Consider the following 15,563-nt stretch of genomic DNA (forward strand, 5'->3'; position numbering starts at 1 on the left):
TTTAACTTTAGACTTCGGGTGTTTGCTGCAACAACCAAAAGCCTTGCAGGGTCTCCTGTTCTGGTCTTTCCTTCACGGCAATGAAATGCAAGCCTTGGCTTTGGGTACAGGCGTCCCTAAAGGCGGCCAGTTCTTTCTGAATCTGGGGATTGCGGCCACTGATGAGTACCCAGCGATCGCTCGCTCCTGTTTCCAACACTAGCAACAGTTGAGGTTCTTCCTCAAAACTCAAATAGGCCGGCTCTAATCCCGACAGCCAACCCGCCAAGGGCAGTGCGCGCTGCGAATAGATAATTAACCCCGGCAGTAGCGTATCGTCACTGAGGGTCAAAAAGGGCAGTGGGGGTACCTCACCAAAGGGCAGTTCCCATTCACCAGCCGTTTTAATTTCCCCCAGAGGAAGACCACTGAATTGCCAGCGATCGCCCCTCAGGGCTGGTGGTAAAGGTTGAGGCGCAGGGAGGATCAACTGGGGTGGCGTTGCCAGATCGGCTTGGTAGTTGGGTAGGGTTGGATAGAGGTTTGTGGCGCGATCGCGCAGCCAATCATAGAGGGCAAACGTGCGCCGACTGGGCACCATCACTAATCCTGCCGCTTCTCCCCCCCGCGTAATAATGCTGGTCATGGCTCGGCGGAAAAAACGTACCCGATCGGGTTGAGCACTGTTTGCCAGTCCCAGTTGCTGCCGCCATTGATCCATGGCTTCTTTGAGGGCAGCTTCTAACCAGCGGGCATTGGCTTCAGCTCCGGCACAAGTTTTGCTGAACTGAAATTGTTGCTGGCGATCGCAAATCAGCAATTCCCAGATTTTTTTGTTGTTTTCATCCACAAGGGGACGGGAATAAAAATCCAACTCCCAGATCGTATCCATTCACACCTAGAGGAACGTTACCCGCAAACTTGAAGCTATTTGCCTTTCCTAGGATAGGCGGTTTTGGCCGTCAAGGTAAATGTATAACCCGATACAGATTTTCCACTGTGAGAACTGGTGCAATCAAAGGTTAATTGCGGGTCAATGCTTTGCTCAGCTCCAGCCAAACAACAGCCAGATCACTTTCTGGCGCGATGGTGCCGCAACTGCGATTTCTCCTCCGCTGAACTCATGTGCAACTCTACTCCATAATCGTTGAGAATGAAAGCGATGTCCAAGTTAAAACTGAAACGTGCGAGACGGCAAAAGCGCCCGTTACGCAACCTTGACCGGCAGCCCAATTTCCGCTGGCGATCGCCAGCCCTTGTCGCCTGCATTCCCCTAGCTTTAATCATTGTGGCTGTTTGGGGAGTGGCTGCTCAGGCACAGGATAAACCCCTCACTCCTGAAGACGTTCAAGGCGTACTCAACACCATTTGGGTACTCATTGCAGCCATTCTGGTGATTTTCATGAATGCTGGCTTCGGCATGTTGGAAACTGGCTTCTGCCGCCAGAAAAATGCTGTCAACATTCTTTCTAAGAACCTCATTGTTTTTGCCTTGGCCACCCTTGCCTACTGGGCGATCGGATTCTCTTTCATGTTTGGTACCGAGGGCAATGCTTTTATTGGCCTGGGGGGCTTTTTCCTCAGTAGTGAAAACCCCGAAACCTACGGTCTTGATCCCTTTCCGGAGGGCTTACCCATCGCTGTGGCCTTTCTGTTCCAAGCTGCCTTTGCAGGAACCGCAGCCACCATTGTTTCTGGGGCAGTGGCCGAGCGGATCAAGTTTGTTGACTTTTTGATTTTCAGCCTCCTGCTCACTGGTATCTCTTACCCCATTACGGGTCACTGGGTTTGGGGGGGTGGCCTTCTCAGCAACATTGGTTTCCTTGGCCCAGATATTGCCTTTAAGGATTTTGCCGGTTCAACGGTGGTTCATGCCGTAGGCGGTTGGTCGGCACTGATGGGCGCTGCGTTCCTAGGACCACGGCTTGGCAAGTATGCCGCAGATGGTACGCCTCGGGCGTTGCCCGGCCACAACATGGGCTTTGCCATGCTGGGGTGTTTGATCCTCTGGATCGGCTGGTTTGGTTTTAACCCTGGTTCTGAACTGGCCGCAAATGAAGCTGTACCCTACATCGCAGTCACAACAAACTTGGCGGCGGCAGCCGGTGGGGTTGCGGCAACAATTACCGCTTGGCTAGCCATTGGTAAACCTGACCTCTCCATGATTATCAACGGTATTCTGGCGGGATTAGTGTCCATTACAGCACCCTGTGCAGGTGTGTCTTACTGGAGTGCCGTGATCATTGGTGCCATTGGCGGTGTGATTGTGGTCTATTCTGTCCTTTTCTTTGACCGCATCAAAATTGATGACCCCGTTGGTGCCACCTCTGTCCACTTGGTCTGCGGCACTTGGGGTACCTTAGCTGTTGGCTTGTTTGACAAAGAGTTAGGCTTGCTCACCGGCCACGGAGTGACTCAGTTGATTGCTCAGATTATCGGTATTTTAACAGTCGGTGGCTTTACTGTACTGCTGACCAGTATCTTTTGGCTGGCTCTGAAACAAACGCTTGGCATTCGTGTTTCCGAAGAAGAGGAACTCAAAGGCTTGGACATCGGCGAGCATGGCATGGAAGCCTACAGCGGTTTCTTGAAGGAGTAACTCGCCTGCCAATAAGTTTGGGGTCGTACCACGCCGCTGAACGATCCCATTGCCCTAGGTGGTTTTTGCTGTCCTCAGCGTTTGAGGGCAGTTTTTTTCTAACTTTGCAGTGATATACGCTACGCTATAGCGGCAGTACATTAGGGAGTTTTGGATGAGCGATCGCGCCATGGCGGTACGGGTGCGACAACACGTTAACCCTCTCAGTCAAAAGTTCCAGCAGGACATTGCTGTTCCCGATTGGTCAACGATTTACGAGCAACCTTCGCAGCCTTTACATCTCGATATTGGCTGTGCCAAGGGCACGTTCTTGTTAGAAATGGCAGCACTGTATCCAGAGCAAAATTTTCTGGGTCTGGAAATTCGCTACCCGCTGGTGGTGGCAGCCAATGAGCGGCGCGATCGCCAGCAACTTCGGAACCTCCACTACCTTTGGGGCAATGCCAATGTCCACTTGGGCAAAATCCTCGGCGGACTCCCCCTGCACACCGTCACGATTCAGTTTCCAGATCCGTGGTTCAAGCGCCGTCACCATAAACGCCGCGTCGTCACCCCTGAACTGGTGGCCACCCTTGCCGAACTCCTGCCCGCTGGTGGGCGTGTTGTCCTTCAGTCAGATGTCTTTGAGGTGGCTGAATCAATGGTGCAACAGTTTCGTGCCCATGCCGCCTTTAGCTCAACCTGTACCGATTGGTTACCCCAGAGTCCTTGGCCCGTCGCGACAGAACGGGAAAAATGTGTCCTCAGTAAAGGATTACCCGTTTACCGCTGGCAATTTGAGCGGTGTGCCCTCTAACTGGCTTTCAAATACTGCTGCCAAGTAGCGACAATTGCTGGGGAGCCGTACCAAGGGGCATCGGGGCGATCGCGCAAGCGACTGCGAGGCGCATGGAGCACATCTTCATAGACCAGATTCTCTGCCCCCTCAAGATGGGCTGCTGCCACTGGTGTCACCCCATCTCCCCAACAGGCACCCTCGCCACAGGTGAGTTTATAGCTTTGATACGTAAACCAATTGGCAAACGAACCGCGTGGTGTGCCATAGATAGCCTTGCCCGCCAGACACACATAGCGAACTTGCGGGTAATAGGCACCGGGGTACGTGGTGTTCACAAAGTCAAGATTGCGGCGCGTCCAACGCTCCTGACTCCGATGGGGAGTACCCAACGTGATTAGCGTGTGCACCCATTTGTGACCCGCCCAAACTTGGCCATCATAGGGTTGATCCCCTAGGTAAATGCGGCTAATCCAGCCCCCCGCTGAGTGGCCAATGAGATGCACGGCGGACGCCCCTGTTGCATTCAGAACATGCTGAATGGTGGTATCCAAGGCCTGTAAAATTGGCGCCACCGATCGCCCCCCCAACGTGGGAAACCACGAGCGTACCCTGAGGGGCACCACCTCCGCCACAAACCCCAATTGCCGCAGATAATCCCGCAGTGGGTAGTACTCAGGGGCAGCCGCTAAATATCCCGGCAAAATAACGACAGGCAACACAGGACTAACTTGCTTGAGGCGTCGCCGGGAAGTGTATCACATTTGGATAGACGGAAATCATTAGCCCCTCGCGAGCCAACAGCGTCTGCGGAAATCGTGCCCGTGCCAACTCACCAATGCGATCTAGACAGTCATCATCATGGCTAGGGTCATGGTGAAACAAAATCAGTTGCTTGACTTGGGCGGCTTGGGCAAGCTTAACCGCCTCCTGCCATGTGGAATGCCCCCACCCCACCTTGCTCTGCTGCGGGTGATAGTATTCTTCATCGGTATAGGTGGCATCGTAGATCATCACATCGGCGCGATCGGCCAAGGCAAACGCCCCCGGATGCAGCTGATCAGGCAAATGCTCCGTGTCTGTGATATAGGCCACATGGATACCCTGCCAACTCACACGGTAGCCCACCCCCCCACCCGGATGATTCAGGGCTTCATTACTCACCACCACACCGCCGCCTAGGTGTACCTGTTCGCCCGCCTCCAAGTCATAAAAACGCAAATCTCCCCCCATAATCTGCAACGGGACAGGAAAGTTGGGGTGCAGCATTTGATCATTCAGTCGTCGTTCAATGCCCTGACCATTTTTCCCCGGCACTGCGTAGATATGGAACTGATTCCCCGGTACAAAGGCGGGCTGAAAGAAGGGAAAACCCTGAATATGATCCCAGTGGGTATGGGTAAAGAATAAATGTGCCGCCACCGGATGTTGACTCATTAAGTGCTCCCCCAGAACCCGTAAACCCGTACCGCCGTCAAAAATGATGCGTTGACCATTAGCTTGAATTTCCACGCAGGGAGTGTTACCGCCATAGCGGACAGTGTGGGAACCGGGACAGGGAATACTGCCGCGCACGCCCCAAAACCGAATGGTGAGTGGGTTAAACATGGGCATATCGCAAATCTTGATCGTAGTGTGCCACAGAAAACACGCTTGACTTGTGATATGGATCATCCTCCCCCTGTGACGCTAGGAGTTGATAGAGTGGGGGCTAGCCGCCACGAAGGTTGGTGAAAAATTTTTTCTAAAATCTGCAAGGCGAGTGCATATTTGTAAAAACGCCATTGGATAAATGAATAGAGGGTTGTAACAGGAGGATGGATGAATAATGAGGAGTGAATAAAACAGGCAGTCACGTTTCTTCGTACGGTTGTCCTTTGATTGATATCTAGTGAGAGCGATTGATGACACGCCAACCCTGCGATAAACTCATTGCTTTGCTCCGATTTGACGGTTCCGATCGCCCGCGCTGGTATCGAGATCGCCAACTACAGGCCTACTTCACAGCAGCGGGGTACAACCTCGAGGAGCCAGAGCCGACGGCTGTCTTCCTCCTCCAAAAATTACAGAGTCAGCCGAACCATGATGATGCCCAGTACTGGCAGCGGGGTCTATTTTGCTATCTCCAAGAAACTAGTTGGTCTGTAGCCATGACCCTGCGGGAGAAACTGGGCGGGATGCATCAGGTCAGTGACTGTTTTCAGCAGGCTTGCTGTCTCACTAATGATCCCCTCAAGTTATTGAGCAAATTTAAGCCCGAGCGGGGTACGCGGCTATCCACCTATGCCTATCTCCGTATCTATGACGGTGTGTATGCTGCGCTGGTGGGGGTTCGGAAATCAGATTGGGGTCTACTCAAACACAGTGGTCTGCGTTCTCTCTCCTCAGCCTTGGGGAACCAAGGATACACAGAAGATCGAGTTCGTCAAGTCTGTGCCCTTGTCGAATTGTGGCAGGAGTTGGCGGATCAGACCACTGCTCCCGATCAGGCACTGCTGGCTCAGGTGGCTAAAACCTATCGTCAATGTTGTCCTGATCTCCCCGCTGTAACCCCTAGCGAAGTTGAAACCCTGCTCCGCACAGCGATCGCTGCCTTGCGAGCTTATCGCCAACCACAGGTGGTGAATCCTGCTGAGCAAAGGTTTTGGGACACCCTAGAAGGAAGAAATACGCCTTGGGAAGCAACCCTGAAACAGGAAGAACAGGAAACCCTTAAACGGGTCTTTGAAATGATGAAAAATGCGATTGCAGCACTGGATGACACTAGTCGTCAGGTGTTTTGTCTGTACTATTGCGAGCAGGTCAGCCAACAAGCAATTGCCCAGCACTTAGGCTTTGCAAAACAATATCAAGTGTCTCGTGCCCTAGAGCGGATTCGTGGTCATTTGGCGAAAGCGGTACTCGCCGGCCTTAACCAACCCACGCATCCTGAACGCCTTAAGGAGGCAACAGTGGCTGTCAACCTGTGGTTGAAGGAGGGTTATAAAGTGTTAGCAGGGTCTTGTCAGCGGTGTGATCAGGTAGGTATGGCAGAACACTGTCGTTATGAGGGTGCATTTTGACTGTTTTGTAAACGGTATGAACTTTTGGGAGTTGTTGTACTTAGGTAAGGAACCATGACATCGCTATCACTTTCGTTTCTCACTGCTATAGATGCGCCACCGATGGCGCACACGGAACACGTTCACATTGATTTAGCAGATGCTGGCGATCGCCAGTGGATTGAGCAGATCACAGCGGCTGCCCGCGCTTACCGTCGTGGCAGTGTGCGAATAAATGCGATGGCCTATGTAGCCGTACGTAACTGGTTCGCAGCAATGGGCATTAGTGCCGACCCCTTCCTCTCCACCGTCGAACTGCCCATCTTCTGGGAGTTTGTCAACGGCACCCTCTTGACGACCGCCATTGGTCAAGTGTTGATTGTGCCTGATACTTCTATAGAGCTTGACGAGTGCCGCATTCCTCAGGAATGGTTGCACATTGCCGCTTGGAAACCCGATTACATCTTGGGCGTACAAGTCTTTGCCGAAGAAGCGCAGGTCAGACTCTGGGGCTATGCACCAAGCAGCAGTGTGAATCCTTCTGCCATTGATGCCTTGAGCCGTACCTACACCCTCGATCGCGAGGACATGATCGAAGATGTGCCCCTCCTCGCTGCCTTGCCGGCCTGCCATCACATCCCTGTTCCATCACCTGCCGCAACTGCGATTCCCACAGCCACGCTTCAGCAAATTGCCAGTGGTGAGATGCTCTTGCCCCGCTTGGTGTTGCCCCTAGAGGAATGGCTGCACATCATTGGGCAACCTCGCCATCGCCTTGATCTCTTTTTGGCCTGTCATCCGCAGCGGCTGAGTCTCTGGCTTTATGCCAAGACCAAGGGCGTGAGTAACCTGTTGGGTCAAGTGTGGCAAGAGGCGCAGGAGTTGCTGGCGGAGGGCGCGATGCTCAATCCCTACATCAGTTGGAAGCTGGGCTGGACATCGCCAGAGTGGGCATTGCGCTCCAATGACACCTTAGAAGCCATGCAAGCTCAAGCTCAATTACGCCAAGCCTTGGAAACGGAGGATTGTCGCCAAGCGGTTGCCCTCCTCAAAGACCTGATTGCCACCACTGCCGATGAAGGATTGCGCTGGATGGCGGCAGAATATCTCCACGCTAAAGATGCCACTGCCCCAGAAGCAGGGGTGTGGAAAACTCGTACCGTGGACTTGGGTCTTGCCCTCGGCGGACAGTCCTTCGGCTTGGTCATGGCCGTACTGCCGCGAGATACGATGTCTGCCAATATTCTTGTGCGCGTCACTGCCCTCAAGGTAGGTGAAACGTTGCCCCCAGACTTGGTTTTGATGATTACTGAGGCCAATGGCAATACCTTTGCCCAAGTCACTAGTCGGCAGCAGGATCAAGCGGTGCAGTACAAGTTTTGGGGACAAATTGGCGAAACTTTTGGCATCACATTGGCCTATGGAGATGCTAAGATCACGGAAACTTTTGTTGTCTAGCTGCATTGGCTCTTTTTGATTGCCGCTGCGATGAAACACGTCTGTCTCGAAATCTACGGGGGTTGCCTTGAGCAGCATTCCTTCAAGGGTCGCCTATTATTGGGGACAGAAAGCCAAGTGGATGCCTATGGGGTGTATCCTGTAGAGTTTCCAGCAATGCCTCACCTTCCGCACCGGTATCGGCAGTGGCGCGACGCCTATCACGGCTATGCGAAGAATACTCGTCTGGGGGCTAGCGGTAACCAGATTACGAACATTGGTACTCAGCAACCCACCCTCCTTAAAGAGGTACGGCAAAACTACACTGACCTTGTGACTACCCTTGGCACGTGGTTGCACAATACGCGCATCAGTTATCTCTGCGAGGAACAGATCAATGAGCAAACTTCACTTTCTAAGGAGCAGACTTCATTTTTTGGCCTAGGCAACTTTATCTTGCCGCCGCCGATGAACGAGATTCACCGCATTTCTGTGCAGACAGATTTTGTTGAACTGTGGCACTATCCATGGCACGACTGGACACCGATTCGCCAACACAGCAATCTGGATGTGGTGTTTTCACCAATGGTGTATCAGTCCCTGAAGTCTTCGACAGCGCACCATGAGGGAGTACGGATTCTGGCAATTTTTGGCGCGAGTGGCGACCTTGATCTCAAGGGGGATCTTGAGGCTCTCAGGGCGTTACCCAATGTCGAACTCCACTGCCTGCGATCGCCCCAATTAAGTGAACTCTATTCCCTGTGGTGTCAGCCCTGGGACATTCTCTTTTTTGCTGGGCATAGTCAGGGTAATGGCATTATTATCAACAATGAAGAGGAACCATTACAGATTTACAGGCTTTATGAGACGCTTAAAACCGCAGTGGCGCAGGGGCTAAAACTGGCAATCTTTAATTCCTGCGACAGTATTCCCCTAGGACAGTTTTTGATTCAGTTGGGCTTGCCCCACGCGATCGTGATGCGCGAAGCAGTTCCGAATATTGCCGCTGAGTTGTTTTTGAAGTACTTTTTACAGAACTTTCACGGCGGTGCAGATCTCTATGCCGCTGTAGCTCAAGCGCGATCGCAATTACGCGAACTGAGTTGCTGCGATGATCATCTGCCGGGCACATCAGCGCTGCCCTTAATTTGCCGCCATCCCCAAGCGCGCTGCCCCCACTGGCACCATTTACGCCGATCAGAAGCCCCTGCTGTTACAGTTGGTGTGTCTGGGGGCGATCGCTCCTCCCCAAGGGTTTCTAAATTTCCCGCATTCCTCTACTGGTGTCGCTGGCAACTGGAACTGGCGCAACTCCTGCCCCACGCCCAGGATCCTAGTCGCTGGGTGACAGCAATTCCTGGGGGTTGCAGTCCCCAAAGGCCACAGCAAAACTACCAAGATGCCTTTGCGAATGTTGCCCACTGGGTCTGCGGCCTCGAACGCACTATCGGTGGCTTTTCCCCTCAAGCGGAGTTGGCCTTTTTCTTTCCTGCCCTAGAGGCTGAGGCTCGGCAACTTCTACCGCGGATCTCTAGCCAACAGCTGCTGCCTTACTTGGAATCCTTGGTGGTGGAGCAGCGGGGTCTCCCCCGTGTCCGTGCCGCTTTTTTAATTGCGCAGCAATATCCCAATGTCAGCCACCTCAGTACAGCGTTTCAAGTTTTAGAGGATACCTTACGCCAAGACACCAAGCCCCAAGTGCGCGAAGAGCTATTAGCGGAGTGTCAGCAATTTCTCAAGGAGCTAGATGCCAAGCTGGTCAGGAGCGTTTGGGACAGCACCACGGGAGAGCGCCTACAGCAGTTTTTACAGCGGCTGCTCCATTATCCCCAACAGTCTAACCGCCTGAAACTGGCGATCGCCTCTGTTCTGATTACGGCAAAAGGCCGTTGGGCGGTTGAAGCTAGCAATGTTGCCCTAGAAATTTTTCGTAACTCCTCATACCTAGAGGATGTGATCCTTGCCAGTTGCTGTTTACACCAAGCGGGGGTGCGGCAGTGGGAGGTTGTTGGCCGACTAGAGCGCTATTTGGGCTTAGCCACGGTGCAGTCCCACCAGATTGCCCTTGCCGGCGCCCTTGGCATTGTTAGTCCGAATCATCCCCAAGCCATTGACACCCTTGAGTTAATCATTGAGCAGCAGGCCTACGATCTGGAAACATTGATGGCGGCGGTGCGCGCCCTTCACCGCATTTCCCCTGAGCATCCCCTTGTGTTGGCGACCCTGCGATCGCTCTTGGTCAAGGCGCAGGAAACCCAAGATATTCTCGGCTTTTACTATGGCCTAGCGGCTCTCGATGAATTGCAGCAGCCCCTAACTCCCTACATCTCAACTACAGTCATCCCGTGGGTTTGCCAGAAAATTGCGGTTTTTAAGGCGCAAGAAGAACCCTACCTGATGGCTCCCTATACCGTGCTGTGGTACTGTAGCCGCCATATTCCCTACCAAGAATTTGCAAATCTTTGGCAATAGTTAACTTCCCCGAAGGGGCGGGAGATCGAGCGCTTTCTGAGGATCAACCGTAGCGACTAAAGAAAAAATGGGGTCGTCGCAATGACTGACCCCGCCTGCCGATTCCTCAGAGAGGAGAACACTAAAACTTAGCCTAAGGCAGATGAGAAAAAATGTCAACAAGCTAGAAGAAAAAGTTTGCCCAAGATGCCGAGCACCCTCTTGCCCTGTCTCCCTCAGATTCCAAGCCATGGGCTTTCGCCCTAACCTCTGAGAAAAGTTACCACTGCTTTGGGGGGGTGCTCAAGGTTGAAGAGTTGCTCAGCCCTCAACACCAATTGCGGGAGTAGCGTTGATCGAATTAGGGATTGTCCTTGCAATTCGGTGAGCTGATAAGATTGACCGACTACAACGCAAAGCACCATCTTTTGTTCTTCAGGGTCAACGATCCAATATTCAGGAATGCCCATTTCGGCATACTCTCGACGTTTTGTGTGATAGTCGCGATCGCGAAGCGCGCCCTTTGGGCGATCGCGATTCCCATTGCCCGGACTAACCACTTCTACCACTAAAAGCGGTGGGCGTTCGACGATCGCCGAAAGCGGATTTTGTTTGCGCAGAGCGTCCCATTCTTCGCGGTGCAAAATGCATAAGTCTGGTTCCCGTGATGTTCGCAAGCCAGTGCGCACGCCAATGCCACCGGGGAAAATTTCGAAGGGTAAATGATTCCCCTTAATTTCGTTTTCAAGCGTGGTGAATAAAAATCGGATAATTGCGATATGTAGGGGGCTACCGGTTGGCATGGTAATAATTTCGCCATTTTCTAATTCAATGCGATGATCTGCCGCATCATAATCAAGGAACTCCGCAAAGGTAACCTTTCTAACGGGAGTCTGAGTCATGGCTGAATCTCGCAAATTCAAACACAATTTTTAATGCCTAACTCCAGCCTAGCCTACCGGACTTGAGTCAAAGCTTAACTTCAGGCTAGGAGAGCAATTTCAGTTGCTGAATCACAGGTTCGGGCATTCGCGCAGGGCGCCCTTCAGGCGATCGCGGCATCTCTGGAGTGTCTTGACTCTCTTCTTCAGAGTGGCCATTAAGGGTTTGGAGTGCCGCTAGCAGATCTTGGTGCAGCGGTTCAAGGTCAGGGTGATGATCCAGATAGAGTTGCAGGGCATGGCTGGGGTCAAGGCACTGTTCGAGGGCAACTTCTGGCAGGCGGGCAATGGGCTGGCTATTCACTAGTTGGGGCAGAAGGCTGACGCTGTGGGCACTCTCTAGTGCTTTTTGCAGCTCATGGAGGTTGATCAGGGGAATTTGATCGGGGCGCAGTTGATACATGACCCGCACCACAGCCCCGCTGATCTCCCCGCTGGCGATCGCCCCCAAGAGGGCGGCTTGGGGATCCAGTTCCAGCTCGGTTAAGTCCACACGAATGGTGCGGAAGGGGCGGGTGGGTAGGGGACAAAACTGAAATTCTGTTTTGCCCTTAGCAAGGTTCACTAAGACATAGCCCTTTTCTTCCCCCTCTTCACCAAAATCCACCCGCTCAATGCTGCCGGGATAGACCACGGGTGGATCGTGACACAGGACTTGATGGCGATGCACATGGCCAAGGGCAACATAGTCAAAACAGGGGCGCGCCAAAAAACTCAGGGGAATCGTAAAACCTTTGCCGGCACTCAAATAGCGTTCAGAGCCGTACTGGGCGGTGTCCACCATGGCATGAGCCAGTAAGACAGTGGGCAAGGCCGGATCAAGTTGGCGAATTTCCCCCTCAAGGGCAAGGCGCAGCCGCTCTAGGAGCAGTTGATGCACCTGGGCAAGGGAAAGGCCACTGGTTTCTGGCCGAGTGAGGAGCGTAGATCGCGTTAACCAAGGGAGGGTAATGACTTGAACACTACCCCGGCGAGTTTCAATGCGATGGGTAGCCAAGCGATCGCCCACGATAAAACCGGGCACCCCAAGGGTGCGATAAAGACTGAGGCTCGCGCCCCCCTGTCCTTGGGCGTGCTGATCGTGGTTACCCACCAGCAAAACCGTGGGAATGCGGGCATCCGCCAAGCGGCGAAATTGGCTGGCAAAGGCTTCATGGACGAGAGGGGGTGGCGTGGCATCGGGAAAGGCATCACCGCCAAAGAGCACCAGATCAACGGGTTCACTGAGGGCACGGTCAATACAGGTGGCCAGAGCAGCAATAAAATCCTCAAGGCGCGTATTCAAGCCGGTGGCCGGGTTAATGTGGCCATGACTGAGGCCACTGCCCAGGTGAATATCGGACACATGGAGAATTTTCATAGCGATCAGGTGATGACCGTGGGGCGATCGCGCCCCGTTAAGCCTTGGATATTCGCCACTTCATTGGCCAGTTGAATTAAATCGGCGAGTGCTACTTGGGCATCGAGGTGCTGCTGGGCAGGATTGGGTTCAAAGCGCTCCAAATAGACCCGTAGTGTTGCCCCTTGGGTTCCCGTTCCCGATAGGCGATAGACAATGCGACTGCCATCCTCAAAAATCAGCCGAATCCCTTGATTTTGGCTGACGCTGTGATCCACTGGATCGGTGTAGCTAAAGTTATCGGCAGTGGCCACGGTGTAGGCACCCAAGGTCTGACCCACGAAGCTGGGCAGTTTTTGCTCCAGTTGGCTCATCAGGGTGTGGGCGCGATCGCTCTCAATGCCTTCGTAGTCATGGCGGGAGTAGTAGTTGCGGCCATAGGTTTGCCAATGGGCTTTGACAATCTCGGCCACGGAGGTTTGGCGGACGGCCAAGATATTCAACCAAAAGAGCACAGCCCAGAGGCCATCTTTCTCGCGCACGTGGTTGGAGCCAGTACCAAAACTTTCCTCACCGCAGAGAGTGGCTTTACCGGCATCGAGGAGGTTGCCAAAAAACTTCCAGCCCGTGGGGGTTTCATAACAGTCAATCCCCAGCTTGGCTGCCACGCGATCGGCCGCCTGACTCGTGGGCATGGAACGGGCAATCCCCGCTAAGCCGTCTTTATAGCCGGGCACCAGGGTGGCATTGGCGGCCAAAATCGCAAGGCTGTCGCTAGGGGTAACAAAACAATTAGCCCCTAAAATCATGTTGCGATCGCCATCGCCATCGGAGGCCGCACCAAAATCAGGAGCCTGCTCGCCAAAGAGTTGCTGCACCAAGTCATGGGCATAGACCAAATTGGGGTCGGGATGACCACCACCAAAGTCCGGTAGCGGCACACCATTTTGCACCGTGCCTTGGGGTGCCCCTAGGCGTTTTTCAATGATCCGATGGGCATAAGGTCCCGTAACCGCGTGCATGGCATCAAAGACAAGGCGCAGCTTCCCGGTGCGAATGACCTCAGCAATACGATCAAAGTCAAAAAGAGTCTCCAGCAATGTTTGATAATCGGCGACCGGGTCAATGACTTCAACAATCATTTCACCCAAGGGAAACTCCCCAAGGGTGTGCAGATTGACATCGGGGGCTGTGTAGATTTTGTAGCTGGTGAGGGCAAGGCTCCGCTCATAGATCGCGTTGGTAACTTTCTCTGGCGCAGGGCCGCCATTGGCAATATTGAACTTAACGCCAAAATCTCCCTGTGGACCGGCGGGGTTGTGACTGGCTGAGAGAATAATGCCACCGATCGCCCCATACTTGCGAATCACACAGGAGGCGGCTGGCGTTGAGAGAATGCCATTTTGCCCCACCTTGACCCGTGCAAAGCCATTGGCTGCAGCCATTTTGAGGATGACTTGGATCGCCTCAGCATTGAAGTAACGGCCATCACCCCCTAAAACAAGCGTTTGCCCCTGCGGTGCCTCAATGGTGTCAAAAATCGCTTGAATAAAGTTTTCTAGATAGTGGGGCTGCTGGAAAACAGGTACCGCCTTACGCAACCCAGAGGTGCCGGGTTTTTGATCCTTGAAGGGAGTGGTGGCAACAACTTGAATACCCATTAGGAGGCTCCACAAGGGGACTGTCACTATAAGGGCAGCTTAGTCGGCTCCAGAATCGTGGTCAAGACCTTTCCATATAGTATGCGAGAGTATGCCTTTGCCCTAATTGATTTTCTGAGAGACTTGTCATCGCACCTAGACGCTTGCTACAATCATAAAGCACTCTTCAGCCGGGATAGCTCAGTTGGTAGAGCAGAGGACTGAAAATCCTCGTGTCGCCAGTTCAATTCTGGCTCCTGGCATCGCCGACAAGATGCGCCTCGTTTCGCTCCTACCGAGTGCCACAGAAATTGTTGCTGCCCTAGGATTGACACCGTTTCTTGTGGGGCGTAGCCATGAATGTGACTATCCGCCAGAGGTGAAGACATTGCCTGTTTGTACACGGGCAAGGCTAGATGCACAGCAGTCAAGTTTAGCAATTGATCGGGCGGTTCAAGACCTCCTGCGATCGGCTCTGGGCATTTATGACTTGGAACTGGCGACCCTGCAAGCGCTAAAACCGACCCACATCATTACCCAAGATCAATGCGATGTTTGTGCTGTAACCTTGGCAGAGGTGCAAGGGGCGATCGCCAGACTCTTTGAGCCACCACCGCAGTTAATTTCCCTCCAACCCCATTGCCTTGAGGATGTCTGGCAGGATATTCGGCGGGTGGGTCTTGCCCTCGGTGTCTCTCCCGACCCCCTACTGAATTCGCTACACACCAGAATTCATGCCTGTCAAGCAGGGGTGCGCGATCGCCCGCGGCGGCAAGTCGCGACCATTGAATGGATTGACCCCCTCATGGCCAGTGGCAATTGGGTACCGGAATTGATTGCCCTCGCGGGGGGTGAAAATGTCCTCGGTACAGCAGGAAAACATTCCCCCTACATTGAGTGGTCAACACTTCTGGCGATCGACCCGGAGGTGATCATTGTCATGCCCTGTGGCTTTGACCTCGAACGCAGCCGTCAAGAACTTGACCAAGCCTTGCACACTTATCCCCAGTGGCAGCAATTGCGTGCCCTGCAAACAGGTCAACTGTACATTGTTGATGGCAACGCCTATTTCAACCGCCCCGGCCCCCGCTTAGTGGATTCCCTTGAAATTCTTGTCGAGATTCTCCACCCACCCCAAGAACCAAAATTTCAAGGCATGGGTTGGCAACCCTACAGCCCTTTTCCCAAGGATGGCACACGCTCACAGCTGTAAAAGCCAGTGCCGGCAAGGATTTGATTTCCTATCCCCTATTTCAGCAAAGGGCAGCTGTACGCGCCATCAATCACAGGAGGATGGCACCAACGATAAACCTGAAGAAAAGATAAAAATTACCCGTTGCAGATTTGGCTATTTCGCCTAA

General features: G+C 53.3%; 12 protein-coding genes and 1 tRNA gene. 7 read left to right on the forward strand and 6 right to left on the reverse strand.

The window, feature by feature from the left end; all coding sequences use genetic code 11:
* Positions 1-7 precede the first annotated feature (7 nt).
* Positions 8-871, reverse strand: coding sequence for a Tab2/Atab2 family RNA-binding protein (locus RHK62_RS08125; protein WP_302677880.1), 864 nt, complete (start codon positions 869-871; stop codon positions 8-10).
* 261 nt (positions 872-1,132) lie between these two features.
* Between RHK62_RS08125 and RHK62_RS08130 the strand changes: the two genes are divergently transcribed.
* Together RHK62_RS08130 and trmB are read left to right on the forward strand one after the other, a co-directional pair.
* Positions 1,133-2,578 (forward strand): ammonium transporter, encoded by a 1,446-nt coding sequence (locus tag RHK62_RS08130; RefSeq protein WP_206199537.1) that lies wholly within the window; start codon positions 1,133-1,135, stop codon positions 2,576-2,578.
* 154 nt (positions 2,579-2,732) lie between these two features.
* The gene (gene trmB / locus RHK62_RS08135) at positions 2,733-3,374 is read left to right on the forward strand and encodes a tRNA (guanosine(46)-N7)-methyltransferase TrmB (protein ID WP_302677881.1); all 642 of its coding nucleotides are present in this window, start codon (positions 2,733-2,735) and stop codon (positions 3,372-3,374) included.
* Here trmB and RHK62_RS08140 read toward each other — a convergent pair.
* Together RHK62_RS08140 and RHK62_RS08145 are read right to left on the reverse strand one after the other, a co-directional pair.
* Positions 3,371-4,075 (reverse strand): lipase, encoded by a 705-nt coding sequence (locus RHK62_RS08140; RefSeq protein ID WP_310438323.1) that lies wholly within the window; start codon positions 4,073-4,075, stop codon positions 3,371-3,373. The two genes, trmB and RHK62_RS08140, sit on opposite strands and share 4 nt — an antisense overlap.
* A 4-nt stretch (positions 4,076-4,079) precedes the next feature.
* Entirely contained in the window at positions 4,080-4,967 is an 888-nt protein-coding gene (locus RHK62_RS08145; protein WP_206199539.1) for an MBL fold metallo-hydrolase, read from the reverse strand.
* Between the two features lie 290 nt (positions 4,968-5,257).
* Between RHK62_RS08145 and RHK62_RS08150 the strand changes: the two genes are divergently transcribed.
* The 3 genes from RHK62_RS08150 to RHK62_RS08160 are packed head-to-tail and all read left to right on the forward strand — an operon-like array spanning position 5,258 to position 10,303.
* Positions 5,258-6,415, forward strand: a complete 1,158-nt coding sequence (locus RHK62_RS08150; RefSeq protein WP_206199540.1) for a sigma-70 family RNA polymerase sigma factor — start codon at positions 5,258-5,260, stop codon at positions 6,413-6,415.
* Between the two features lie 54 nt (positions 6,416-6,469).
* Positions 6,470-7,852, forward strand: a complete 1,383-nt coding sequence (locus tag RHK62_RS08155; protein WP_302677884.1) for a DUF1822 family protein — start codon at positions 6,470-6,472, stop codon at positions 7,850-7,852.
* A gap of 30 nt (positions 7,853-7,882) precedes the next feature.
* Positions 7,883-10,303: a CHAT domain-containing protein gene (locus tag RHK62_RS08160; protein ID WP_302677885.1), complete on the forward strand. Its 2,421-nt coding sequence runs from the start codon at positions 7,883-7,885 to the stop codon at positions 10,301-10,303.
* 242 nt (positions 10,304-10,545) lie between these two features.
* Here RHK62_RS08160 and RHK62_RS08165 read toward each other — a convergent pair whose 3' ends face one another.
* From RHK62_RS08165 to RHK62_RS08175, 3 genes are all read right to left on the reverse strand, one after another.
* Positions 10,546-11,184 carry a Uma2 family endonuclease gene (locus tag RHK62_RS08165; protein ID WP_310438319.1) on the reverse strand — a complete coding sequence of 213 codons (639 nt, stop codon included), beginning with the start codon at positions 11,182-11,184 and terminating at the stop codon, positions 10,546-10,548.
* Positions 11,185-11,269: 85 nt separating this feature from the next.
* Positions 11,270-12,583, reverse strand: coding sequence for an exonuclease subunit SbcD (gene sbcD / locus RHK62_RS08170; RefSeq protein ID WP_310453557.1), 1,314 nt, complete (start codon positions 12,581-12,583; stop codon positions 11,270-11,272).
* A gap of 5 nt (positions 12,584-12,588) precedes the next feature.
* The gene (locus RHK62_RS08175; protein WP_310453558.1) at positions 12,589-14,223 is read right to left on the reverse strand and encodes an alpha-D-glucose phosphate-specific phosphoglucomutase; all 1,635 of its coding nucleotides are present in this window, start codon (positions 14,221-14,223) and stop codon (positions 12,589-12,591) included.
* A 169-nt stretch (positions 14,224-14,392) separates the two neighbouring features.
* On the opposite strand from RHK62_RS08175, the gene RHK62_RS08180 reads away from it, so the two are divergent.
* A tRNA-Phe gene (locus RHK62_RS08180) sits at positions 14,393-14,465 on the forward strand.
* Between the two features lie 11 nt (positions 14,466-14,476).
* Positions 14,477-15,415, forward strand: coding sequence for a cobalamin-binding protein (locus tag RHK62_RS08185; protein WP_310453559.1), 939 nt, complete (start codon positions 14,477-14,479; stop codon positions 15,413-15,415).
* The last annotated feature ends 148 nt before the right edge of the window (positions 15,416-15,563 follow it).

This window comes from Thermosynechococcus sp. HY213 (assembly GCF_031460975.1).
GTDB lineage: Bacteria > Cyanobacteriota > Cyanobacteriia > Thermosynechococcales > Thermosynechococcaceae > Thermosynechococcus.